22 protein-coding genes are annotated in these 22,118 nt (G+C 61.0%); 11 read left to right on the forward strand and 11 right to left on the reverse strand.

The genetic code is table 11. The features are described from left to right. The 3 genes from NE591_RS07920 to NE591_RS07930 form a co-directional block, all read right to left on the reverse strand. Window positions 1-233: hypothetical protein (locus NE591_RS07920; protein WP_256156559.1), on the reverse strand; the 233-nt coding region annotated here is incomplete at its 3' end. 141 nt (window positions 234-374) lie between these two features. Next, complete coding sequence (locus NE591_RS07925; RefSeq protein WP_256156560.1) at window positions 375-2,534, reverse strand: SNF2-related protein; 2,160 nt, start codon at window positions 2,532-2,534, stop codon at window positions 375-377. A gap of 2 nt (window positions 2,535-2,536) precedes the next feature. Beyond that, the gene (locus tag NE591_RS07930; protein WP_173111985.1) at window positions 2,537-2,740 is read right to left on the reverse strand and encodes a YlcI/YnfO family protein; all 204 of its coding nucleotides are present in this window, start codon (window positions 2,738-2,740) and stop codon (window positions 2,537-2,539) included. A gap of 83 nt (window positions 2,741-2,823) precedes the next feature. On the opposite strand from NE591_RS07930, the gene NE591_RS07935 reads away from it, so the two are divergent. The 3 genes from NE591_RS07935 to NE591_RS07945 all read left to right on the forward strand — a co-directional run bounded on the left by NE591_RS07935 (window position 2,824) and on the right by NE591_RS07945 (window position 4,852). Next, window positions 2,824-3,858 carry a hypothetical protein gene (locus tag NE591_RS07935; RefSeq protein ID WP_173111988.1) on the forward strand — a complete coding sequence of 345 codons (1,035 nt, stop codon included), beginning with the start codon at window positions 2,824-2,826 and terminating at the stop codon, window positions 3,856-3,858. Continuing rightward, the gene (locus NE591_RS07940; RefSeq protein ID WP_173111991.1) at window positions 3,842-4,168 is read left to right on the forward strand and encodes a hypothetical protein; all 327 of its coding nucleotides are present in this window, start codon (window positions 3,842-3,844) and stop codon (window positions 4,166-4,168) included. The genes NE591_RS07935 and NE591_RS07940 overlap by 17 nt, the downstream gene beginning before the upstream one ends. A 177-nt stretch (window positions 4,169-4,345) precedes the next feature. Beyond that, on the forward strand, window positions 4,346-4,852 hold the full coding sequence (locus NE591_RS07945; RefSeq protein ID WP_173111994.1) for a hypothetical protein: 507 nt from the start codon (window positions 4,346-4,348) through the stop codon (window positions 4,850-4,852). A 316-nt stretch (window positions 4,853-5,168) separates the two neighbouring features. Here NE591_RS07945 and NE591_RS07950 read toward each other — a convergent pair whose 3' ends face one another. The 3 genes from NE591_RS07950 to amrS form a co-directional block, all read right to left on the reverse strand. Continuing rightward, window positions 5,169-6,689, reverse strand: a complete 1,521-nt coding sequence (locus NE591_RS07950; RefSeq protein ID WP_173111997.1) for an ATP-binding protein — start codon at window positions 6,687-6,689, stop codon at window positions 5,169-5,171. Window positions 6,690-6,793: 104 nt separating this feature from the next. Further along, window positions 6,794-7,243: a hypothetical protein gene (locus NE591_RS07955; RefSeq protein WP_173111999.1), complete on the reverse strand. Its 450-nt coding sequence runs from the start codon at window positions 7,241-7,243 to the stop codon at window positions 6,794-6,796. A 351-nt stretch (window positions 7,244-7,594) separates the two neighbouring features. After that, the gene (gene amrS / locus NE591_RS07960) at window positions 7,595-8,497 is read right to left on the reverse strand and encodes an AmmeMemoRadiSam system radical SAM enzyme (RefSeq protein WP_231699581.1); all 903 of its coding nucleotides are present in this window, start codon (window positions 8,495-8,497) and stop codon (window positions 7,595-7,597) included. A 114-nt stretch (window positions 8,498-8,611) separates the two neighbouring features. Between amrS and NE591_RS07965 the strand changes: the two genes are divergently transcribed. From NE591_RS07965 to nagB, 3 genes are all read left to right on the forward strand, one after another. Continuing rightward, on the forward strand, window positions 8,612-9,412 hold the full coding sequence (locus tag NE591_RS07965; protein WP_173112002.1) for an SDR family NAD(P)-dependent oxidoreductase: 801 nt from the start codon (window positions 8,612-8,614) through the stop codon (window positions 9,410-9,412). A 198-nt stretch (window positions 9,413-9,610) separates the two neighbouring features. Continuing rightward, complete coding sequence (locus NE591_RS07970) at window positions 9,611-11,317, forward strand: SulP family inorganic anion transporter (RefSeq protein ID WP_114549670.1); 1,707 nt, start codon at window positions 9,611-9,613, stop codon at window positions 11,315-11,317. 113 nt (window positions 11,318-11,430) lie between these two features. Beyond that, window positions 11,431-12,159: a glucosamine-6-phosphate deaminase gene (gene nagB, locus NE591_RS07975; protein ID WP_114539388.1), complete on the forward strand. Its 729-nt coding sequence runs from the start codon at window positions 11,431-11,433 to the stop codon at window positions 12,157-12,159. Between the two features lie 96 nt (window positions 12,160-12,255). Here the strand turns inward: nagB and NE591_RS07980 are convergent, their stop codons facing one another. Continuing rightward, the gene (locus NE591_RS07980; RefSeq protein WP_147270688.1) at window positions 12,256-12,966 is read right to left on the reverse strand and encodes a hypothetical protein; all 711 of its coding nucleotides are present in this window, start codon (window positions 12,964-12,966) and stop codon (window positions 12,256-12,258) included. 368 nt (window positions 12,967-13,334) lie between these two features. Between NE591_RS07980 and NE591_RS07985 the strand changes: the two genes are divergently transcribed. The 5 genes from NE591_RS07985 to NE591_RS08005 all read left to right on the forward strand — a co-directional run bounded on the left by NE591_RS07985 (window position 13,335) and on the right by NE591_RS08005 (window position 18,535). Next, on the forward strand, window positions 13,335-14,915 hold the full coding sequence (locus NE591_RS07985) for an NAD(P)/FAD-dependent oxidoreductase (RefSeq protein ID WP_173112008.1): 1,581 nt from the start codon (window positions 13,335-13,337) through the stop codon (window positions 14,913-14,915). Window positions 14,916-15,039: 124 nt separating this feature from the next. After that, window positions 15,040-15,321, forward strand: coding sequence for a hypothetical protein (locus tag NE591_RS07990; protein WP_173112011.1), 282 nt, complete (start codon window positions 15,040-15,042; stop codon window positions 15,319-15,321). A 54-nt stretch (window positions 15,322-15,375) separates the two neighbouring features. Beyond that, entirely contained in the window at window positions 15,376-16,650 is a 1,275-nt protein-coding gene (locus NE591_RS07995) for an MFS transporter (RefSeq protein WP_173112014.1), read from the forward strand. 837 nt (window positions 16,651-17,487) lie between these two features. Further along, entirely contained in the window at window positions 17,488-17,964 is a 477-nt protein-coding gene (locus NE591_RS08000; protein ID WP_256156561.1) for a DUF454 family protein, read from the forward strand. A gap of 277 nt (window positions 17,965-18,241) precedes the next feature. Next, window positions 18,242-18,535, forward strand: a complete 294-nt coding sequence (locus NE591_RS08005) for a hypothetical protein (protein ID WP_022740591.1) — start codon at window positions 18,242-18,244, stop codon at window positions 18,533-18,535. A gap of 56 nt (window positions 18,536-18,591) precedes the next feature. Here the strand turns inward: NE591_RS08005 and NE591_RS08010 are convergent, their stop codons facing one another. Genes NE591_RS08010 through NE591_RS08025 form a run of 4 tightly spaced genes read right to left on the reverse strand, consistent with a single transcriptional unit; the run spans window position 18,592 to window position 21,998 of the window. Further along, entirely contained in the window at window positions 18,592-19,458 is an 867-nt protein-coding gene (locus tag NE591_RS08010) for a DUF4118 domain-containing protein (protein WP_256156562.1), read from the reverse strand. Beyond that, window positions 19,448-20,983, reverse strand: a complete 1,536-nt coding sequence (locus tag NE591_RS08015; RefSeq protein ID WP_256156587.1) for a TrkH family potassium uptake protein — start codon at window positions 20,981-20,983, stop codon at window positions 19,448-19,450. The genes NE591_RS08010 and NE591_RS08015 overlap by 11 nt, the downstream gene beginning before the upstream one ends. A 5-nt stretch (window positions 20,984-20,988) precedes the next feature. Continuing rightward, on the reverse strand, window positions 20,989-21,570 hold the full coding sequence (locus NE591_RS08020; RefSeq protein ID WP_117283815.1) for a TrkA family potassium uptake protein: 582 nt from the start codon (window positions 21,568-21,570) through the stop codon (window positions 20,989-20,991). Next, window positions 21,567-21,998: an NAD-binding protein gene (locus NE591_RS08025; RefSeq protein ID WP_022740587.1), complete on the reverse strand. Its 432-nt coding sequence runs from the start codon at window positions 21,996-21,998 to the stop codon at window positions 21,567-21,569. The genes NE591_RS08020 and NE591_RS08025 overlap by 4 nt, the downstream gene beginning before the upstream one ends. Window positions 21,999-22,118 lie beyond the last annotated feature (120 nt).

Genomic DNA, 22,118 nt, shown 5'->3' on the forward strand with positions numbered 1-22,118 from the left:
TCGCGCCCGTTGCCCTCGATCGCCGGCGAGCCGCAGCGCGGGCACGCGTCGCGGTCGTAGCCGTTGAAGAAATCGGCCTCGCCGACCAGGCCGGCGCCCGCGTGGCGGTAGCGGTACATGTCGCGGTAGCAGTCCCTGACGATCCTCTCGGCCGGGGACAGCTCGCCGTCGCCGGCGCCGTCCCACGGCGTGGCCGACGGCGCCGGGCGCCGCCGCTTCTCTTCTCCGCTCATGGTGGAAGTCCTCGCTGCCCGGAGGGACGGCGACGCCGAGGACTTCCACATCGCAAGAGCATCGCCGTCCATCCGGGCGGTCTCGCGGATGGATGTTCTGTTGCCTGCGATTATAGGGCAACGCGCGCGGCGGCGGATGCGCTACCCACATTCTGCAAAGGAGGATTTTACGAGGATTTTCCTGTTGCCGCCGTTGAAGGGGCTGGCGGCCTTTTGCTCGATGAGCTCGCGCAGGACGCGGAGCTTCTCATCGCGCTCGGGCGTGATCTCGCGGGCGTAGCCAAGCAACTGCTCAAGCACGCTTATATCGTAGTCGATGTCCTGGCCGAGCTTCAGCCGGTCGAGATCGGCGGGATCCACGTGCACCTTCGACGAAGCGCGGTACTCCGCGAAATCGTCCTCGTCGTCGAACATGGCCGCGTCAATCTGCGCCATGTCACGCTGGGCGACCAGCCGCTCCGCCTTATCGAGCATCTGCTTGGTGGCGAGGTTGCCCTCGTAGATGCGCTCAAGCGAGATTCTGAACGCGTCGATGGAGCTCTCCAGGCGCTTGAGCAGGTTTACGCGCATGAGGTTGGCCACGGCCTGGGTGCGGTTGATCTGGCTGTCGAAGTCGCGACCCCATGTGTCGCCGTACATGTCCACGTACTTCTGCTGGCGTCCCGGCATGACGTAGGCGAGCTGCTGGTACTGCGCGAACGTGAGCGATGCGATCATGTCGTTCAGCTCGGCTATGGAGGGAAGCTCGCCTTTCGAGTCAATAGGCGGGTGGAGCGAGACGGGCTTGCGGCGCTCGGGGAACTTGGTATCGCCTGCCGTATAGTACTTGTCTATGTGCTTGCGGCTGCGTGCGATGGTGAGCACATCGAGCAGCTTGAAATAGTCGGCGTTCACGGCGTTCACGAACGACTGGGTGGTGCGCTCGGCGTCGTCGAGCTTGCTCCACTCCTGGAATCGCTGTTGCGCCCTGCGCGTCACGCTGTTGATGGAGGGGATGCCGTCCTCTGCCAGGTACTCGTCGTCGCCCTCGGTGATGATCTCTATCTGGTTGCGCAGGTCGAGCAGACGGTTGTTCACGGGAGTTGCCGACAACATGAGCACCTTCGTGCGGATGCCCGACTTGATGATGTCCTCCATCAGGCGGTCGTAGCGGCTTTTCTTGGTGGTGTCGGTCGGCTTGTTGCGGAAGTTGTGCGACTCGTCGATGACGATGAGGTCGTAGTTGCCCCAGCGAAGCGTCTCCAAGTTCACGTCTCCCGAATATCCGGTGTAGCGCGAAAGGTCGGTGTGATTGAGCACCGTGAAGCTCAGGCGGTCGTCTGCCAGCACGTTGCGCTCGTCGTTGTCCGCTGCGTAGAGCGTCCAGTTCTCGCGCAGGCGCTTGGGGGCGAGCACGAGGATGCGAGCGTTTCTCTCCTGGTAGTACTTCATGACGGCGAGCGCCTCGAAGGTCTTTCCAAGACCCACGCTGTCGGCGATGATGCAGCCCTTGTACTTCTCCAGCTTGTGAATGGCACCGACCACGGCGTCCTTCTGGAAGTCGTAGAGCTTGTTCCAGATGACCGAGTCCTCAAGCCGGAACTCCGGTTTTATGGGGTCGTCCTCGTCATCAGCCATAAAGTCCCTGAAAAGGTGATAGAGGGTGAGGAAGTAGATGTACTCGGGAGCATTGTCCTTATAGAGGGTCTGGACCTGCTCGGCTACCGCATCGGTCACTTCCTCCACCATGGCGGGGTTGTCCCACACGGAATCGAACATGGCCTTGAGGCCAGCAGCCTCGGTCTTGCCCTCATAGTGGCTCACACCCATCACAGTCTCGGGTCTGCGGTCATATCCGAGACCTTCCAAGGTGAAGTCGGCAGATGCCCCCATGAAGGCCTGCGCCTCGCCATTCGCGTTGTCTATGTGATAGGTGCCGCCCGGCTGGATGGCACCGCAATGCTTGGCGGACTTGAATGTCGCCTTCTCGCGGATCCACTCCGCGCACTCCATGGCAAGTGCGCGCTGGTTGAGGTTGTTGCGCAAGGTAAGCTCAAGTCCCGTTCCGCCTATGCCCTGTTCGCGCGAACGGCGCTTCAGCTCGAACTCCATGGGCTCCTTGGCATCCTGCATGCGCTTGACGAAGGTGGGCTCGCTGAACACGAAGCGAAGCTCTTCAACTTTGGAAAGGGCATCCTTCAGCTCGCCGTATGCGAACACCGTGAAATACGAGCTGATGATGGAGAGCTTCGCATCGTTGCCGATGGACTCTGCCAGAGCGTCACCGAGTCGCTCCTCTCCGATGTTGCTCAGGAACTCCATCGCTAGTCTTCCTTAACGAGCTCGTCGATCATGCACATGCGCGCGAAGGCACTGAAGCTTAGTCCTTTAAGCGTCGCCGCCTCGGCAGCGGCATCCTTGAGGTTGCTCGGTATGCGAATGGTGATGGCGGTTTGCTCGCCATCGACTAGGTATTCATGTTGCTTTGTCTTGCTCGCCCCTGAATCTACTAGCTCTGTGAACTTCATAGACCTCTCCCGAACGGTTCGTTTTGCAATACAAACGATTATAATATCTACAACCAATCCGAGTAATGATAAAGAGGACGAACATGGCTGAATCGGACAAAGAAATCATTCCAAGAGCTAGCAACGAAATCGATCCATATGACTCGAACTATCCTGCTGCTCTTCTTGCAAAGAGCGTAGGCTCGTCTCTTGAAAAGGCCGATAGGGCAGCTGAGGCCATCATCGCTGCAGTATCCAAGGACGCCTCGCTTGTTGCTCAAACCGCCGAAGCCTTTACGAAAGGCGTTCGGTACGTTGTCGACACGCCTGACGCAATGATCGACTCTTTGGAAAAAGGACGAATCAAGTTTACGCAAGAGAATAACGGCAAGATGTATGCCCAAATTAGGGAAAGTAATGGGCATTACGGAGAGAAGGTTCCTATCAGGCGTGAGGAGTTTAGTCAGGGAATAGATCCCATCCAAATGGCAAACGCCATGCAATTGCGCGCCCTTCAAACCCAAGTCAAGGAAATGCAAGATTGCATCACGCTGATAGACCTCAACGTCAGGGATGTTGTACGTGGTCAGCAAAACGACAGGCTCGCGTTATATCAAAGCGGATTGGAGCTGTTCCTGGAGGCTAGAAACGTTTCAGATGATGCACTGAAAAGGCAGCTGACTTCACAGGCAATACGTGCTTTATCGGACGCCTCGTCGCAACTATCCCTGCAACTGCAGTCCGATGTGGAATGGCTTAGGAGCGAGTCGTACAAAGATGCAAAAGGTAAGAACAGAGAGCTTATTCTGAAGCGCATGGCTCAAATCAATCAAGGATTCGAGGGCATTCATCGGTCGTACATCCTCAGGGCGGCTATCTATGGAGAGACGGGCGAATATGCAGCTATGGTTAGCGCACTGGAAGGGTATTCGCGATTCATAGATTCCGCAATAGTCGCTAATGCGGGGTTCCTTGCCGAATGTGACCCGGTTGACAACGGAACAGAGCGAGGTGTCTGGAGGCGGCGGGCGAAGTTGTCGTTGAATATGGGCGATCTGGCAAAGCAGCTGCGCAGCCAGGAAACCGTGCTCTATCTTACTCAAGCTTCGGAAGAGGACTGCGATGAAAAAGAAGATTAGACTGGGATGTCCCAACAAGGATTGCAAAAATTATAAGAAGAACGAGAAGTTCAAGAGTGCTGTTGCCGAGTGTCCGGAATGCGGATCGAAGCTGGTTCACATCTGCAAAAGCAAAAAGTGCAGAACAGTGGTTGATGGCGACGATGAGGCCTTTTGTGTGCTTTGCAAAGCGGAAAGAGAGGACAGGAAGGCCGCAGCAGGAAAAGGTGTCGCCATTGGAGGTGCTGGGCTGTTCGGCATTGGCGTAAAATACCGTCGTCAACTTCTCGGGGTCGTTAAAACGATACCTGAGTTGCTGCTTAAAAAATAAGCGCCCATATCTACTCATTGTGAAAACGGTTGTTCTAGGGATTTGCGCTGGGATAGTTTACGGGATCCAGTGCAAAAGTATCAATCCTAAATCGGACTCGCTTGCCTGATGAATGCGACTGCTGGTGCCTGGTATGGTGGAGGCCATCGAATAGTCGGCGCGAGAAAGAGGTGGCGCGTGGAATTCACATCGGCTAGTGCCAACAAGTACCTGCGGAGATTGCAGGACGAGAAGGATCGACTCCTGCGGGCCGAGCAGGAGGTGAGCACCTACGTGCTTGCGGAAGGGGAGGCAGCCGAGCCTCCTGCTTACGACTACGGGGCCGTGCGTGAGAAGGTCGCGCAGATCGACGGGCAGGCGCGGGCCATTCGCCACGCTCTGCACCGGTTCAACATGCAGACGGTTCTGCCCGAGCGAGGCATCACCATCGACGAGGCCCTTATCCTGCTCGCGCAGCTGTCGGGGCGTAAGGATCGCCTGAACTCGCTCGCTTCGCGGCAACCCCAGGAGCGACTGGGCAACCGGTACTTCGGCAGCAGCAACGGGCCCATCGAGTACCGATATGCGAACTATGACGTTGCCCAAGCGGAGGCGGACTACCGCGCCGTCGCGGACGAGATCGCTGCGCTGCAGCTTGAGTTGGACCTGGTCAACCAGACGGAGGTCTTCTCGATCGAGCTGTAAGGACTCGCTTACTTTCCGGATCTGCGGCTTTTCCCCGCAAAGGATACTTTGGGACGTTGCGGTTTCGCGTTGGAGTTGTCGGGTAGTTTGTTGTCGGCAGTGCCATGCGGTTTGAGCGTTGGCATCTTGCTGGAAGATCTGGCTTCCACCCATTCCGCCGCAGATCGAAAGCTTCGGGCGCCTCCGCGCGAGGCCGCCCGCGATGCCGAAGCACGGTCATAGGCGTCATTTCCTGCAAGCAGCTCGCAGAGGCCAGTGAGATCCTAGCCAAATTCGACCGCGTCGAGTTGCAGGGGCGGCCGAACCGCCCCTTGTTCTAGCGCAAGCGGTACCTTGTTCCGCGCGCCGAGCCTTCGGACGCGATAATGCCCATGCCCAGCAATTCGGCAATAAGCCCTTTGGCCTTGGTTGGCCCGCAGTTTAACGCGGATTCCACATCTCTGCGTGTGAAACTTTCCTTTTCTCGGGCGACCTCTACGATTTTTGCGAGATCGTGGGAGAGGGCAAGTTGTGGAGCGGGCACGGATGGCTGGGCAGAGCTGGAAGAAGCCGGCGTGTGGTTTGTCTCGGAGGGAGAGCTATTGCTGGGTGCGTCGGTGTCAAAATAGAACGCAGACAGCTTCCCTGTGTAGACTTTTACCATTACGCGGTCTGGGTTGAAAAGCTCCTCGATTTCGGGCGGGGGAGCGCTTGCCGCTTTCGCAGCGTTGCTCATTACGTCGAATCCGCTTCCCATTCGCTCACAAGCGCTGATAAGCCCGAACATTCGCATCAGAGTCGGATTGCGCGCATCTGAAATTCCGCCCGCTCTCACCACATCGAGCGCTACGCGTGAATTGCCGGGATTGGCTATTTCGATTCGGTCAGAATATCTCAGAGCGACGATGCCTCTTCTTCCATAGTAGTCCGAATGAACGAGTGCGTTCGCGAGTGCCTCTCTTATTGCGGCGTGCATCTCGGTGTCTTCGATGCGCTGGAGATTGTTGTCGAGCGCAAACGGCTTCTTAAGGCCGCTTGTCAGTCGCGGTAGCGCTTCCGTCCAAAAATCGAAAAGGTTTCCCGTCCATGTTCCGTCTTGCGATGTGATGCGGTCTGCCCATCGGCGTTCTTGATCTGCTTCGCGATAGTCTAGGAAGTAGTTCGCATATTCCTTTGCGATTTCGTACTCGAAACCGAACATGAGAAGACCGGCACGTGTTGGATGAAATTCTCCCTCTCCATTTGTTCGTCCAATGGCATTCAGCTTCACGAGGAACCCCTCATCATCGAGCTTGAGCCACGGATGATTCGGTCGGGCAGCTGACACCACGGCTCGATATCGGCTTACCGTGTCCCACGAAAGAGCATCTAACGAGAACTCTTCAAGCACGGTGTCGTCGAGCGGCTCGTTGCTGGCATCGCGAATCATGGCAACGATTTCTTCGGATGAGCAGCGATAATCTCCCTCGCCATCTCGGCGGTAGGTTCCCTTTTCCCGATTGCCGCAGATGTAGATAGGTCTCAAATGACGGTTGGCGCGAGGAACTTGAATGCGGATAATGTCGCAGTCGTTAATTGTCTCAATGGTGATCGAATCATCTGTGAGAATGTTGGCGCTGACTTTCGAGGGATTGTGCACTCCGTCCCAGAATTTCTTAACGAGCTGTTCAGGGTTCGGGACTCCGACGTACTCTACCTCTCCTTTTGGGCCTTCTTCTGCGCCGAGGATGATCAGCCCGCCGTTGGTGTTCGCGAAAGCGGAATAGGTTTCCCAGATGCTCTCGGGCACACCGCCTTTGGCGCGTTTTGCTTCCAGCTGACCATTCTCGCGCAATGTCATCACGGTGCCATCTTTCATGTTGCCCCATCTCTTAGTTAAAGTTTCGATGGCATTATCGGTCGTTATCGGTCGTTATCGGTCGTTATCGGTCGTTATCGGTCGTTATCGGTCGTTATCGGTCGTTATCGATTTGCTGGACGAGAGGCGCCCGCTTCCACCGCCGCTATCCTTCGGGCGGCGCGCAGTAGCTCGTAGTCGTGCTCGCTGCGGGAGGGGAGGGCGGAGGCGCGCACGGCTTCACGGCAGACGCCCATGAACGCGTCGGCCGCTTCGCAGAAGCCCGTTCGGGCGAACTCGCCGGTTCCGTGGGCGCACTTGAGGCCGTCGGCGTAGAGCGTCCACGCCCGGGGCTCGTGCTCGTCGCCTTCGCAAACCAGCTGGAGCACTCGCGGCTCGCCGTCATCGGCCAGTTCGGCTTCCAGACGTTCCACGCTGTAGCGCATCTGGTGGCCCAAGTTGGCCTTCCCCATGGCCGAAATGTGGCCCGTGGGCTCATCGAGGAGGTGCATCCTCGGCTGCTCGACGCTCAGGTTAAGGAATTCGCGCGCATCGCGCACAGAGACGTTGTCCATGGCAGGACTCCTTTCATCGATGTTGGCGGGACCACCGTGCCGCGCGGCCGGTTGGTGCCGGGATCGTCGAGCCAACTCTCTACCCCGACTCTGGATAAAATGCGCCAGCGCTCTCGCTGACGGAAGTGCAGTCTAGCAGCAAAAGGATCAACTGCGCAAGGGGCGAAATCGGTCGCTATCGGTCGCTATCGGTCGCTATCGGTCGCTATCGGTCGCTATCGGTCGCTATCGGTCGCTATCGGTCGCGCATGCGCTTCATTGTCTCCTTGATCGCGTGCGCTAAGGCTTGCTAAAGCAAATCAAGGACGCTAAAACAAATCAAGGACGCTAAAACAAATCAAGCTGCCTCTCCTAGCAATTTCCTACGTAGACGTGCTTCAAATAGCGCCTCGCTACGTTGGCCAGGTGGTGTACGGTTTCGGGTGGGGTGGCGGGGCGGTCGGTAAGGCGGTGGCAGGGGAAGAAGCGGGTCAGGTGGTAGGGGGTCGACGGATCCAGCGAGGCGAGCCATTGGGCGGCCTCGGCGATTTCCTGGTCGCTGTCGTTCAGGCCGGGGATGACGAGCGTCGTTACTTCCAGGTGACAGCTGGGTGTGGCAGCCAGCACTTCTATGGTGTGCTTCACAGTTGCCAAGTCACCGCCGACGAGGTCGTAGAAGCTCTGGGTGAAGCCCTTCAGGTCGATGTTCGCGGCATCGATGAACGGTGCCACCTCGTGCAGCGGGCCGTCGTTCACGTAGCCGTTGGATACCAGCACGTTGACCAGGCCACGCTCGTGGGCGAGGTGCGCGGTGTCGCGGACGAACTCGAGGCCCACGAGCGGCTCGTTGTAGGTGAAGGCGAGCCCGATGTTGCCTTCGGTCACAAGCGATGCGGCCGCATCCACCAACTCGGCCGGTGCGATTTCGCGCCAGGGCACGTCGCGCTCGCCGGCGCAGGCGATGGAAGCGTTCTGGCAGAACGGGCAGCGCAGGTTGCAGCCGTAGGAACCTACGGAGAGCACCTTGCTTCCAGGGCGAAAGCGGGCCAGCGGCTTCTTCTCGATGGGATCCAGTGCCAGTGACGTGATGCGCCCGTAGTTGGCGTCCACCACCTCTCCACCCTCGGCGACGCGCGCACGGCAGAGCCCCGTTTGCCCCTCGACCAGGGCGCAGGCATGCGGGCAGATCGGGCACACGGCACGATCTGCCCCAAGATCGCGGGGCTCTTCCTTCGAAGAACCCTGCGCTGCAATTCTGCCTTCGGTATTTTCCACGACGCCTCTTTTTCTCGCTCGCCTTGTTTGTGCGGCCTCTATGGTAGCGCAAAGGATGCCTACTGATAGAATTATCGTTGTTGGCTGGCATTCTCGCGTAGAAAGAAGACAAGCATGGATCGTTTGAAGGACAAAGTCGCCATCGTCACCGGCTCCACCAGCGGCATCGGTTCGGGTATCGCGAAGATGTTCGGCGCCGAGGGCGCGCGCGTGGTGGTGTGCGGCCGCAACGAGGAGCGCGGCGCGGCCGTCGTGGACGCCATCGCCGAGGCGGGCGGCACCGCCTGGTTCCACAAGCTGGATATCACCCAGCCCGAAACGGTGGACGCGCTGTTCGCCGACACCAAGGAGAAGTGGGGCTCCATCGACGTGCTGGTGAACAACGCCGCCGGCATGGCGCTGAAGGACGGCCGTGTGGACGAGATCTCCCTGGAGGACTGGGATGCCGTGTTCGCGAGTGACGTGCGCTCCACGTTCTACTGCACTAAGACCGTGCTGCCCTTCATGCAAGAGCAGGGCGCGGGCTCTATCATCAACATCGGCTCCATGGCCTCCTGCGGCGGCGATTTGGGCTCGACGGCCTACGCCTGCGCCAAGGCCGGTGTCGACATGCTGACCCAGTACACGGCGCTGCAGTACGGTAAGCAGAACATCCGCTGCAACTGCGTGCGCCCCGGCCTCATTGTCACGCCGCAGAACGAGGCGAAGGTGCCCCAGGCGCTGAAGGACATCTTCCTGGACAACATCGAGGTGGCCCGCTACGGCACGCCCGAGGACATCGCGGCCATGTGCGTCTACCTCGCCTCCGACGAGAGCTCGTACTTCACCGGCCAGGTGGTGACCGTCGACGGCGGCCTGAACTCCCACGTCTCCACCGTGGCCCAGTTCCGCGCCCTGGCCTCCCGCACCTGGTAGCAGAGCGAGCGGCAGCAGAGCAGCTGAGCGCATCCAGCGCCCGACGGCCCCGCACCATATGCGGGGCCGTTTTTCATGCGCCGAAGGGCGACTTTCTGCCGAACGCGGGTTCTGCATTGATGGGTGTTTTGGTCAGCGATAAAATGCGGCCTCGTGTCTTTCCGCCCGCGACGATCGAAGGAGCCGAGTTTTCCCGCCATGCAGCAGCGCGACAAGTTGAAGCCCATCCTTTTCAGCATTATCAAGCATTCCAGCAAAGAAGAGCTGAAAGAGCAAATCCCTAAGGACATCGTGGCGGGCGTCGTGGTGGCCGTGGTGGCGCTGCCGCTTTCCATCGCGCTGGGCATCGCCTCGGGCGTCTCGCCGGAACAGGGCCTCTACACCGCCATCGTCGCCGGCTTCCTCATCGCGTTCCTCGGTGGCAGTCGCGTGCAGATCTCGGGTCCCACGGCGGCCTTCGCCACCATTGTGGCCGGCATTGTGGCCACCGATGGCATGGAGGGCCTCATTGCTGCCACCATTATCGCGGGCATCCTGCTCGTTCTCATGGGTCTGTTCAAGCTGGGTGCCATCATCCGCTTCGTCCCCTTCACCATCACCACTGGGTTCACGGCGGGTATCGCCGTCACGCTGACCATCGGCCAGCTGAAGGACTTCTTCGGCCTCACCTACCCGCCCGACACCGTTACGGTGGAGACGACCGAGAAGCTGGCTGCCCTCGTGGGTAATTTCTCCACGGTGAACTGGCAGGCGTGTTTGGTGGGCGTTGTCTGCCTGGCGATACTGTTCCTCTGGCCGCGCGTGACTGAGCGCGTGCCCAGCTCGCTTGTGGCTCTGCTTGCGGGCATCGCGCTGGTGAGCGGACTCGGCCTTGAGGTCAGCACCATCGGCGACCTCTACGTCATCGACAGCGCCCTGCCCGCCTTCCGTATGCCCGAGCTTACCCTGGAGCTCTTCCGCGACCAGTTCGCCAACGGCGTCACCATCGCCATTCTGGCCGCCATCGAGTCGCTGCTCTCCTGCGTGGTGGCCGACTCCATGATCAGCGGCCATCACCGCGCCAACATGGAGCTGGTGGCCCAGGGCGTCGGCAACATCGCCTCGGTGCTCTTCGGCGGCATCCCCGCCACCGGCGCCATCGCGCGTACCGCCGCCAACGTGAAGGCCGGCGGCCGCACGCCCATTTCCGGCATGGTGCACGCGCTGGTGCTCGTCGCCGTGCTCGCTTTCCTCATGCCCTATGCGGCGCTCATTCCCATGCCTACCATCGCCGCTATTTTGCTGTACGTCGCCTACAACATGTCCGGCTGGCGCAACTTCGCGCATCTGTGCCAGACGGCGTCGAAGGGAGCCGTTGCCACGCTCGTACTCACCTTCGTGCTGACTATCGTGTTCGATCTGGTGGTGGCCATCGGGGTGGGCATGCTCATCACGGTGGTGCTGTTCATGAAGATGGTGAGCGAGGAGACCGAGGTCAAGGGCTGGAAGTACTACTGCGACGAGAATTCCGAGGTCACGCATTTGCGCGAGCTGCCGAAGAGTGTGCGCGTGTACGAGATCAACGGGCCGATGTTCTTCGGCATGACCGAGCGCATCGCCGACATCTCGGTGAAGGATTTCACCCGCTATCTGATTATCCGCATGCGCGGTGTTCCCTCGCTGGACGCCACGGGTATGAACGCGCTGGAGAACCTGTACGACTACTGCAACTCCCATGGGGTGCGTCTCATCTTCTCGCATGTGAACGAGCAGCCGATGAAGACCATGCGGCGCGCCGGCTTCGTCGACCTGGTGGGAGAGGAGCACTTCCGCAGCTGCATCGACGACGCCATCGCCCATGCCCGCGAGCTTTTGGAAGCGGAGCAGGACGTGCGTCGGGCCTCGCGCGAGGCGAGGCGCTCGTAGCACTTGCGAGCTGAAAACCTGATGAAAACTTGCGGCTGATCTCCGCTGCGGGAAAGACATGGTTTAGCATGGGCACGCATCTTTTCTGGTGGCTCCAAAGAGAGAGGCTTCCCATGAAATTCATCGTCACCGAGAACTACGAGGCTATGTCGCGTACGGCCGCGCGCGTGATAAGCGGCTACGTTTCCTCGCATCCTGATTGCGTGCTGGGTTTGGCCACGGGCTCGACCCCCATCGGCCTGTACCGCTGCCTGGTTGAGGATTGCGAGGCCGGCGCGTTGAGCTTCAAGGACGTGACCAGTTTCAACCTGGACGAGTACCGCGGGCTCGATCCGCAGCATGACCAGAGCTACCGCTACTTCATGGAGCACAACTTGTTCTCCCATGTTGATATCGACCCTGCTCGCACCCATGTGCCGGACGGCGCTTGCCCCGATGCCGACGCTGCGTGCGCCGCTTACGAGCAGGCCATCGCCGAGGCGGGCGGACTGGGCCTGCAGCTTCTGGGCCTGGGGCACAACGGCCACATCGGGTTCAACGAACCCGCGCCTGAGTTCCCCAAGGAGACGCACTGCGTGGCGTTGACGGAGAGCACCATCAACGCCAATTCTCGCCTGTTCGATTCTGCCGACGATGTGCCCCGCGAGGCGTACACCATGGGCATTGGCACCATTATGGCGGCCAAGGAAATCCTCGTGGTCGCAAACGGCGCCGACAAGGCCGACATCGTTCGCCGCGCCTTCTTCGGGCCGGTTACCCCCGAGGTGCCCGCTTCCATCTTGCAGTTCCATCCGAACGTCACGGTTGTAGTGGATAAGGAAGCCGCCGCGCTCTGCCAGTAGCGCAATGCAAACGCTCGTGCCGTCAGCGCTTCAAAAGGGGAAGTGCTGACGGCACGCTTGTAGGTGCGGGTTCGTGACGGTGAGCAGCGCCTGCCGCTACAGGGGGCGGCCGCATCGCTTCTGCGCGAGCTGCGCGTGAAAAGTTGCATTGCCCTCGGGCCCTTCGAACATGGCATCGAGGGTGAGGCGAATGGCCGTATGGGCGTAGTTCCAAACGGGGTCGAGATTTTGGTCGGGGATGGATTGGTTGAGGTAGGAGAAGTACAGCCGAACGCGTCCCCAAAGCCCCGTGGCGTGATATTCCGCCAAAAACTCGTGGGTGGATGCCGATAGCTTGCGGCCCTCGCCGAGCATTATCTGGATATCTGTCCTGAAAAGCGGTATGAACAGAAGCTCGACATAACGCGAGAAATCGATATAGCAAGCGAAGCCGAAGATTCGCCGATAGTATTCGCTCTGCTCATTAAGCACGCCGCACACGGTGCGAAAGAAAGGCCCTTGATTGAGCTCTCCCTCGCGTCTGCCGTAAAACCGGGCATAGCAGGGAAGATCGGTGTACTTGTCGTGTAGCTCCTCGGCAGGGTAGTCAAGTTCGGCCTGATAGAACTTCCGATCTCGCAGTTTCTCAGCCAAGCGCGCCCGAAAGATCCAGATAACGAGGTCGGTCGTATTGTCGAAGTGGTTGTAAAAGGTTTTCCGATCGATTTCGAGTTTTTTCACCAGGGTGGTTACATCAATTCGCCGACGCGGATCGGGTTGCGCAACGACCAGTTCTATGAAACAGTCGGCGATGCTCTGCTTCGTCATCTCCGAGGCTTTTCCCATGACGTTCCAATCTGCTCGCAAAAGCTGACGAGGACGGCTCCTTGGTTGTGCTCAATTGGCGGAGGGCTGATCGAGCATATCGCCATTGCTTGCGGTACGAACCACACGTCAAGGCAAAACAGATCATAGCTTCGGTGAAATGAGATGTCTAGCCAGCGGGCGGCATCGTTCGGGGGAATTTCCCCACATTGGCAAATCTGTTCTGCTAAATGTCTACATAATTCGAAAAGTGTGATTCGTTTCTCTACGAAAAAGGGAATGCGGGCATTTATATGCGTGGGGGCTGCGTTCTATATTCACCTTGAGGGTCGGAAAAGCCGGCCCCGGGCTCCGGAAAAGGAGGAAAAGGTATGAGCGGTGGAACATACGATTTCGTCGTAATGGGCGGTGGCCACAATGGCCTTCTCAGCTCGATCTACCTCGCGAAGGCGGGCTACAAGGTCTGCGTTCTCGAGGCGCTCGACGAGTTCGGCGGTGGTACGCGATCAGGGGAGATTGCGCCCGGTTACATTGCCGATCAAGGGGGCATGGTGCACAACCTCATTTCGCGTACGCCCATTGTGCGCGAGGATGAGTTGGAGCTGTTCTCGAAGTACGGCCTGGAGTACAAGTTCGTCGATTCGCTGTGCTGCTCGATCTTTCCCAACGAAGAGCATCTGATTTTGTATTCCGACCTCGATAAGACTTGCGAGCAGATTGCGAAGTTCTCCGAGCGCGATGCCGAAACGTATCGTGAGTTCGTCAATTACTTCTTGAAGCTCTCCGGTGCGGCGGCCGCGGGCACTGCCGGAGCCATTCCTGCGTATGGTCCCATGATGAACGTGCTCGCCATGTCGCCCGAAGGGCGCGAGTTCATTCGTGTCATGAACTCCTCTGCGCAGCAGATCGTGGAAGAGTGGTTCGAGAGCGAGGAAGTGCGCGTCACGCTTACGCGCTGGTGCACCGAGATGATGATCGATCCGCGCCAGATCGGCACCGCTACGCTGCTGGCCTTCTGCGCGGCCCTGCACGCGCCGGGCAATCCGGGCGCCCCGTTCCCCGTTGGCGGCTGCGTCAACTTCGTGAACGCGCTCACCGCTTGCGCCCGCGACCATGGTGTCGACCTGTTCACCAATGAGTGGGTCAACGAGCTGGTTGTGGAAGACGGCGAAGTCAAGCGCGTTCGCACCAAGTGCGGCGATGAGTTCGTGGCAACGGAGGGCGTCATCTCCACCATCAACGTGCGCGACGTGTACGACTGCTTGGGCGACGCTGCCCCTGCCCACGAGCGCGAGCATATCGCCAAGATCAAGAATGCCGATTTCGTGGCCCTGAACCAGGCCTTCGCTTTGTCGAAGATTCCCGAGTTCAAGACGGGCGAGGCCGTGAAGGACTCGTTCTGCATCGAGTTCGCGCCCGACGAAGAGGAGTACCTGCGTACCTTCTCCGAGTACCTCCTGGGCGGCTTCAGCCCCAAGCTGCCGCTGATCACCATGCCCAGCCTGCGCGACCCGAGCCGTGCGCCCGAGGGCGGCTGCGTGGTGAACGTTTACAGCTACGCTCCGTGGAACCTCGACGGCGATTGGCACAACTGGGAGACCAAGGGCCAAGAGCTGAAGGACGCCCTGTGGGAGTTCTTCAAGAGCCGCTGCACCAACATCACCGACGACGACCTGGTCGGCCGTTGGGGCTGCACCCCGCTCGAGTACACCGAGTGGAACCCGGCGTTCCGCGATGGCGACATCGGCCAGATCGGCATGCAGCCCTCGCAGATGTACGACTTCCGTCCGCTGCCGGGCCGCGGCCACGACTATCATGGCGACATCGAGAACCTGTACTTCCTCGGCTGCAGCTCGCATCCGGGCGGTGCCATCGCCGCAAGTGCGCGTTCGGGCATTCAGAAGGTGCTCGAGGACTACGGTGTCGATTTCCGCGACATTGTGAAGAAGTAACGCGTCGAAGACGCTGATCGAGGGCGCCTTGCCGATAGGCGCGGCGCCCTCCCCATTTTTATTCCCCGGATTCGCTCGGCAGTCTTGCAATCAGTCGAATCCCTTACAAACAAAGGAGAGAAGCATGGCTGCAAAGCTGGTCAAACCGTCCATTATGGCTCGCACGGAGGATGGCAGCCCTGTTGTCGAGGTGTTTGCGTTCGAGTACAAGGACGGAAAGCTCGTCATGGACTGCAAGGCTTTGGGGAGCATGCGCATGGATGTCATTATCGCGCCTGAGGATTTGGCAAAGGGCTGGAGCATTGTCAAGAAAGATCGCGGCGCCCTGATGCAGTTTGCCAAGCGCCTCCCCAAAGCGTTGCGTGCTCAGAAGAAAGAGAGCGGCCAGTCGGAGTCGGGCAAATAACATTACTTGCCCGTCCGATTCGTGTCGGGCGGGCCGATACGAAGGAGGATGTCGATGAGTACATCTCCCGGTAAGAAGAGTATCTTTCCCTACCTTGTTGTTGCAACGGGCATTATCTGCTGCTTTGGGCCGTGTTCTTTCGCCCTCAGCTGCGCTGGAATCTACTTTACCCCGGTAAGTGAGTCGCTCGGTGTCGGCCGAGGCGCTTTTGCCCTGTACCTCACCATTATGCTGGTCGTTACGGCCTTGGTTCTTCCCGTGCTGGGAAAGCTGACCGAGACGAAGGACTTGCGCTTGGTGCTTTCGGCGGGTGTTGCCTGCATTGGCGTGCCCCTTATTGCCATGTCGTTCTTCAATGCGGTGTGGCAGTTTTATGTGACGGGCGCGATCATGGGCATCGGTTTGGCTGAGATGCTCATTCTTACGGTGCCAACGCTGATCAATCGTTGGTTCCGGAAGAATGTGGGATTCTACATCGGCCTGTGCATGGCGTTCACGGGCATTGGTGGCGCAGTGTTCAACCTGGTGGGAGGCTATCTCATCGGTACGGGTCCCGAGGGTTGGAGAACAGGGTACCTCGTATTCGGCGTGCTCTGCTTGGTGATGGCCCTGCCGTTCACTTTGTTTGGTGTTCGCAGCCATCCTCAAGATGTGGGTCTTTTGCCCGTGGGCGCTGAAGAAGTGGCCGAGGCGGGTTCTACCCAGGCCGCCGCTCCCAAGGGCATTCCGGCGGCTCGCGCCATGAAGACGTCGGCGTTCTTCGTTTTGGCCATCTTCACCGCGCTGGTGAACCTGGGCATGAACTTCTACCAGTATCTGCCGTCGTACGTGTCTTCGTTGCAGCAGTTCCCCGATGTGGTGGCCATTGCCGCCACGGTTGCCTCGATGGCTATGCTCGGGCAGGCGGCAGGCAAGATCCTTATCGGTATCATCAACGATAAGATCAGCGTGCGTGGCGGCCTTTTCTTCGCCATGATCTGCGGGCTTGCCGGTTTGGGCGTGCTGCTGCTGTTCCCAGGCGTGTCGTTTGTGGTGCTTGCCGGCGGCTTTATGTTCGGCGTTTTCTACGCCAGCGGCACGGTGCTCACTCCGCTCATGACGCGCACTATTTTTGGTACGCTTGAGTACTCGAGCATTTACTCGCGTGTTGCGATGGTCGGCTCCCTGTGCGGTGCGTTCGCCGTGACGTTCTGGGGCTTGCTGGTGGACTCCATCGGCTTCCAGTTCACGTTCATCGTGATGCTCGTCATCATCGCGTTGCTCATTGTGCTGGGTCTGCTGTCGCTTGCGGCGGGTCGCAAGCTGGTTCCCGAGATGGAGCAGTCTTAGGTCGAAATGCGCTGACCTGACATAATGCGGACGATGGGCCGCGCTCGGAGGGAGGCCGAGCGCGGCTCGCTTGCGTTTCGCCCAAAGTCGTGCGGAATGGGGTCGGGCCGACATAACGCGGCCCGCTTGCGCTTTGTTCGAGTCTTACGAAATGAGGCCAGGCTGAAGGTTTTACGCCAAAATTTCCCGTTTCCACGGTGGTCTCGAGGCTTTGGACTGAGCGGAAATATCTGACCTGGGAAAACGCTGACATTGGAAGGGGCTTTGCACTTCTGAGGGACTTCAAAATGTGGAAAACGGGAAATTTCGGCGTTTTTTCGCCACGCGAACTTCCACCGCCGGCGTTTTCGGAGGGGGAAGTGCGACGCTCAAAAGCGATGTGCGGAAGAAGCTGAGAAGCATCGCGGTCTATGAGACCGATTGCGGAGACACCGCGTTGGAGAGCAATTGCAGCGAGGGGTTATTCTCCTCATAAACGGAGATGAAAATGCTCCTGCAGGGAGAAGGTGCCTTGACTTTCCCATGGAACTTGAAGGATGCGATACGGTTCTTCTGGCTTGCGTCCGGTTGATGATGGCCGACGATATGACGCACACGTCGGGTCCCGCGAAGCAAATCGATCACAGCAGATTGGACGGTCGCGACTGACGCGTACCACTGCTTCGCATATAGCTCATTTGGGTGATGCGGTTGGTGGGCGCTGATCGCTAAGATATCCCTAATGTGGTGCACGCTGCGCCTTTGAGGCGACGGGTTGTCCGAAATGGGGTCTTTCGGTAAAGGCCGTTGCGGGATGACGGACGAGCCTTCAAGGCGATAAACGAAACGGGAGATGCGATGACGATCAAGCGCTATCTTTATGCGGGGCTGGGACTGCTGTTCCTGGGACTGGGGGCCATAGGCGTCATCATTCCTATTATTCCCACAACGCCGTTTCTGCTGCTGACCTCGTTTTTCTTCCTGCGCAGCTCCGAACGTCTGAACACGTGGTTCGAGGGAACCCGCATGTACAAGCGCTTCATCGCCAACTTCATGGAAACGCGCTCGCTCACACTGCGGGCCAAAATCCTGTGCGCTGCCCCCGGCGTGACCGCCATGCCGATGCTCGCGCTGGTGGTGCCGCAGTGGTGGCTGAAGGCCATCCTCATCGGACTGACCGTGTTCGAGATCTGGTACTTCATCGTCCGCATCGAAACGGTTTCGGTGGAAGAGGCCCGCGCCCGCGGCAAGGCCCGCGTCGCCGAGGCGAAGCGCGACCAGGCCGCCTCGGCCGCTCCCGCCGCCGAGGGTCTCGCCCTGGCGGCCGAGGAGTAAGGGCCTCATGAGGATCGCGTTTGTGATGGACGATCTGAGCGTGCATTCCAACGGCACGTCGGTGACGGCGGCGCGCTACGCCCTGGACTGGGCGAGCCGTTGCCGTCTAATCCAACGCTTCTTGTCGCAGTGTCTACAGGTCGGTGGCAACAAGGCGGCCTGGGCTGCGGCTCCAACCCAATCGCCTAGGATGGCCCACAGACCCTCGCGCTTGCCGCCGTGCTACCGCAGGCGTTGCAGGCGCGGGCCTTTTAGAAGCTGCGAGAAAGGAACCGTCATGGCCACAATTTCGAATCCGTTCGTGATGGAAGTGCCGCGCAAGCTGACTGACGAGGAGCTCGTCAACGCCATTCGCCAGGACATCATCGGGGAGCTTGAGGCTATCCACGAGTACGACGCCCACGTCCAGGCGACGGATAACGAGGATGCGAAGAAGGTGCTCTCCGACATCCGCGACGAGGAGCGCGAGCATATGGGCGAGCTGCTGGAGCTTTTGGAGCGCCTGGCGCCCGACGAGAAGGCCCTGCACGACGAGGGCCGCGGCGAAGTGCGCGAGATGCTGGACAAGTAGCGCGCCTGGAGCCGAGAACGGCCCGCCGCGATTGGCCTTGGGATATCGCGATCAGTCTATGAGAGCGCTGTCGGACGTATCGGTTCGGCAGCGCTCTTGTCGTTGGACGGGGCCGATATGGCCGCTGGGACGCCGGCACCGTCGGGCTCGCTTTCCGCCAGCTCGTTGCGCTCCACGGCCACGAGGGTCTGGGCCACCACGGCGTTGACGAGGGAGAGGCTGCCGCTATCCACATCCCCCGAGGAGCAGTCGATGGCCACCACCCCGTACAGGCGCCCCTTCATGCCGAGCGGCAGGTACTTCTCCGTCGCATCCCGCCAGCCCGGCTCGCCGTAGCCGGTGGGCGAGCGACGCTCGTAGCAGTCGCGGGCCGCCGCGCTGCCCGCGACCGGCGGCTCCCCCAAGGTGATGGTCACCGGCCGCCTCAGCACCCGGGTCAGGAACTCCTGGGCGAAGCTGCAAGCCGCCTGAGAGGTGGAGCTCTCCAGCAGCCCGACGCTCAGCCGGTTCAGCCGCCCCAGCGCGCAGGCCGTGCGCTCGGCCGCCTGCACCTGGCGGCTCATGCGGTGGGTTATCACGCCCATGATGAGCGACACGACGAGGAAGATGGCGAGCGCCGCCACGTCGGTGCGGCTGAGCACCTTCAGCGTGAAGAGGGGCGCGGTGAACAGGAAGTCGTAGGAGAGCAGGTAGGCCACTCCCAGCGCGGCGCCCCACAGCCCCGAGTCGGTCTCCAGGCTGGCGATGAGCACGCCCAGCACGAAGACGGGGAAGGCCACAAGCGTGCTCACCCCCAAGAGCGAGAAGCCCCACACGGCGGCCAGGCCGGCCCCGTAGAGCAGGGCGAAGGCGACCAAGTTGCGCAGGACGCGCCGTGTCGAGAGGGAGCTTCTCAGCGGGAATCTGCGACTGCTAGCGGCCATGGCGAACCCCTTTCCGAATCATCGACGCCAAGGTGCCCACCCCCATGAACAGGGGGATGATCTCGAGACGGCCCAGAAGCATCCCGGCGCCCCCGATCAGCAGCGGCGCGGGGCCGCTTTCCGCGCCGAGGAAGCCCGTGCCCACGCCGGTGCTGCCGAGGCACGAGATGAAGTCGAACACCGCCTCCTGCAGGGTGGCTCCGCAGAGTATGAGCGCGAACGCACCGGCCGCGCACAGCAGCAGGTACAGCACCACGTAGGTCTGGGCCTCGGCCACGTCCACCTCGGTGAGCACCGACCGCTTCCCGAAACGGTTGATCTTGATGCTCGTCACATGGCGCTTGTTACCGTAGCGCTCGTGCAAATCGTGGCCGAGCCCCAGCGAGGCGACGGCGACGCGGTAGAGCTTGATACCGCCGGAGGTGGAGCGCGCCTCGGCCCCGACGAGCATGAGCAGGCCGAACAGGAACAGGAGCGCCGGCCCCAGATCGGCGAAGGAGGGGATGGTCTGAAACCCCGTGGAGGTCAGGATCGACACGACCTGGAACGTGCCCTGCCGCAGCGCCTCGGCCCCGTCGCCGCTGACGCCCTGGCCTAGGAAGAAACCGGCCACCACCAGGGCCATGACGGCGATGGTGCCGAAGTACAGCGGCGTCTCGATATGGGTGAGGAACGCCTTGAGCTTGCCGCGCAGCAGCAGGAACAGCAGAAGGAAGTTCGTGCCGCCGGCCACCATGAGCACGATGGTGATGGCCTCGATGACCGGGCTGTTCCAATAGGCGATGCTCTCGCCGTGGGTGGCGAACCCGCCGGTGGGCACGGCGCACATGGAGATGTTGATGGCGTCGAAGGGGGTCATGCCGGCCGCCCAGTAGGCCACGGCGCCGGCGATGATGAGCCCGTTGTAGATGAGCAGGATCATGCGGGCGGTCTTGGCGGCGCTCGGCAGCAAGTGGTCGGTGTGGCCCTCGGCGTTGTACACGCCCAGGCCGCCGGTCTGGGTCACCACGCAGGTGAGGATGAGCACGAGCCCCACACCGCCGAGGTAGCAGGTGAGGCTGCGGTGGAACAGGAAGATGGCCGGGCAGGCGTCCACGTCCACCACGCTTAAGCCCGTGGTGGTCAGCCCGCTGGTGGACTCGAAGACGGCCTGGACGGGGGAGAGCAGCCCAGCGGCCACGTAGGGCAGCGCGTAGACGGCGATGGCGAGAACCCAGACCAGCACCGTGCACGCGGCGGCCTGCCCGCGGGTAAGGCGGGCGCCCGGGGCGGGGTCGGGCGAGGCGAAGTACACGAGGTAGCCCGCCATGGCCGCGCCGATCCCGGGGAAGATGAAGCACGGCGCGAGGGCCACCTCGTCGGGGTAGGCCGGCAGCACCGCCAGGGGTGCCAAGCCCGCCAGGCCGACGAACATGACGGCCACGCCCACGTAGCGCGCGAGCAGGGGCCCGGGGCCGGAGCGCTCGCCGCCCGGCTCGCCCAGGGCGATGGCCGGCGCAAGGTTGTCGCCGCGCGTCTTTCCCATGACGGTCACCGGCGCTCTTTCCCCAAGTGGTGCCACGAGCCCAGAATCGAGCGGAAGGGCGAGGGGGCACCGGGGTCTTCCTCGTCGTCGGCGGTGCCATCGGCGCCGTCCCCTTCGCCGTTGCCGGCCTCGGCCGCAGCGACGGCCGCCGCCGTGGCGGCCCGGGCCTTCGCGCCGACGGGGTCGGGAAGCTCCAGGGCCCCGCGAATGGCCTGGGCCAAGGTGGCCGTGGCGCTGATGGCGGCCGTGACACCCAGCTGGCGGAAGATGGCCGTGTTCTCGGGGTTGGACACGATGCACAGCTGGATGCGGATGCCGAGGAACTTCTTGGCCACCTGGCAGATGGCCAAATTGTCGGCGTCGAGGCCGGTGAGGGCCACGATGGCGTCGAACCCGGCGATGCCGGCCTCCTCGAGCACGGCCAGCTTCATGCCGTTGCCCCAGATCACCGTGCCGTCATGGCGGCTGGAGAGGTACTCGCAGAAGCGGCGGTCGTCGTTGATGGCCACGACGGTGTCGACGGTTTCAGCTAAGGCGCCCATCAGATAATCGGCCCGGGAGCGGCCGCCCACGATCACCACCCTCATAGGTCGGCCTCCTTCCGCGTCAGCCCGGTGAGGCGGAAGAACTCGTCCTCGCAGATGCGATGGGGGCAGATGGGGGCGATGCCCATGTCGTCGAGGATGTCCGCCAAAGCGTCGTCGTCCACGAGGGGCAGCACGTGGGGCACGCCGAAGATCTCGCTGGCCAGCTCGGCGATGAGCAGGTTGGAGGCGTCGTCGCCCGTGGCGGCCACCAGATGGGTGGCCCGGCGCACGCCGCACTCTTCCAGCACCAGGGCGCTCTTGCCGTCGCCGGTGAGCGTCTCGCCGTCGAAATCGGGCCCCAGCCCGTCCAGGGCGTCCTCCTGCATGTCCACCACGATGACGTCGTGGCCGGCCGCCGAGAGCGCCTGGGCCACGGCGCACCCGAACAGGCTGCATCCGACCACGATAATGCGGGCCCTCTTCGCCACTGCTTGTTCCTCCTTCGCGCAGGTCTTTTCACGGGAAAATGCTAATGATTGCAACGGCGGCGGAAGGCGGGAAGGGCGAACTGTCACCAAGCAGTGACGGGGCCGAGGACTGGGAGGGCG

Origin of the sequence: Adlercreutzia sp. DFI.6.23 (genome assembly GCF_024462535.1) — a bacterium.
GTDB lineage: Bacteria > Actinomycetota > Coriobacteriia > Coriobacteriales > Eggerthellaceae > Adlercreutzia > Adlercreutzia rubneri.

Excerpts from the sequence above, each read along its gene's own strand:
- NE591_RS07925 (WP_256156560.1), bottom strand. The coding sequence starts at position 2,534 with ATGGAGTTCCTGAGCAACATCGGAGAGGAGCGACTCGGTGACGCTCTG.
- NE591_RS07930 (WP_173111985.1), bottom strand. The coding sequence starts at position 2,740 with ATGAAGTTCACAGAGCTAGTAGATTCAGGGGCGAGCAAGACAAAGCAA.
- NE591_RS07935 (WP_173111988.1), top strand. The coding sequence starts at position 2,824 with ATGGCTGAATCGGACAAAGAAATCATTCCAAGAGCTAGCAACGAAATC.
- NE591_RS07940 (WP_173111991.1), top strand. The coding sequence starts at position 3,842 with ATGAAAAAGAAGATTAGACTGGGATGTCCCAACAAGGATTGCAAAAAT.
- NE591_RS07950 (WP_173111997.1), bottom strand. The coding sequence starts at position 6,689 with ATGAAAGATGGCACCGTGATGACATTGCGCGAGAATGGTCAGCTGGAA.
- NE591_RS07955 (WP_173111999.1), bottom strand. The coding sequence starts at position 7,243 with ATGGACAACGTCTCTGTGCGCGATGCGCGCGAATTCCTTAACCTGAGC.
- NE591_RS07965 (WP_173112002.1), top strand. The coding sequence starts at position 8,612 with ATGGATCGTTTGAAGGACAAAGTCGCCATCGTCACCGGCTCCACCAGC.
- NE591_RS07970 (WP_114549670.1), top strand. The coding sequence starts at position 9,611 with ATGCAGCAGCGCGACAAGTTGAAGCCCATCCTTTTCAGCATTATCAAG.
- nagB (WP_114539388.1), top strand. The coding sequence starts at position 11,431 with ATGAAATTCATCGTCACCGAGAACTACGAGGCTATGTCGCGTACGGCC.
- NE591_RS07980 (WP_147270688.1), bottom strand. The coding sequence starts at position 12,966 with ATGACGAAGCAGAGCATCGCCGACTGTTTCATAGAACTGGTCGTTGCG.
- NE591_RS07985 (WP_173112008.1), top strand. The coding sequence starts at position 13,335 with ATGAGCGGTGGAACATACGATTTCGTCGTAATGGGCGGTGGCCACAAT.
- NE591_RS07990 (WP_173112011.1), top strand. The coding sequence starts at position 15,040 with ATGGCTGCAAAGCTGGTCAAACCGTCCATTATGGCTCGCACGGAGGAT.
- NE591_RS07995 (WP_173112014.1), top strand. The coding sequence starts at position 15,376 with ATGAGTACATCTCCCGGTAAGAAGAGTATCTTTCCCTACCTTGTTGTT.
- NE591_RS08000 (WP_256156561.1), top strand. The coding sequence starts at position 17,488 with ATGACGATCAAGCGCTATCTTTATGCGGGGCTGGGACTGCTGTTCCTG.
- NE591_RS08005 (WP_022740591.1), top strand. The coding sequence starts at position 18,242 with ATGGCCACAATTTCGAATCCGTTCGTGATGGAAGTGCCGCGCAAGCTG.
- NE591_RS08010 (WP_256156562.1), bottom strand. The coding sequence starts at position 19,458 with ATGGCCGCTAGCAGTCGCAGATTCCCGCTGAGAAGCTCCCTCTCGACA.
- NE591_RS08015 (WP_256156587.1), bottom strand. The coding sequence starts at position 20,983 with ATGGGAAAGACGCGCGGCGACAACCTTGCGCCGGCCATCGCCCTGGGC.
- NE591_RS08020 (WP_117283815.1), bottom strand. The coding sequence starts at position 21,570 with ATGAGGGTGGTGATCGTGGGCGGCCGCTCCCGGGCCGATTATCTGATG.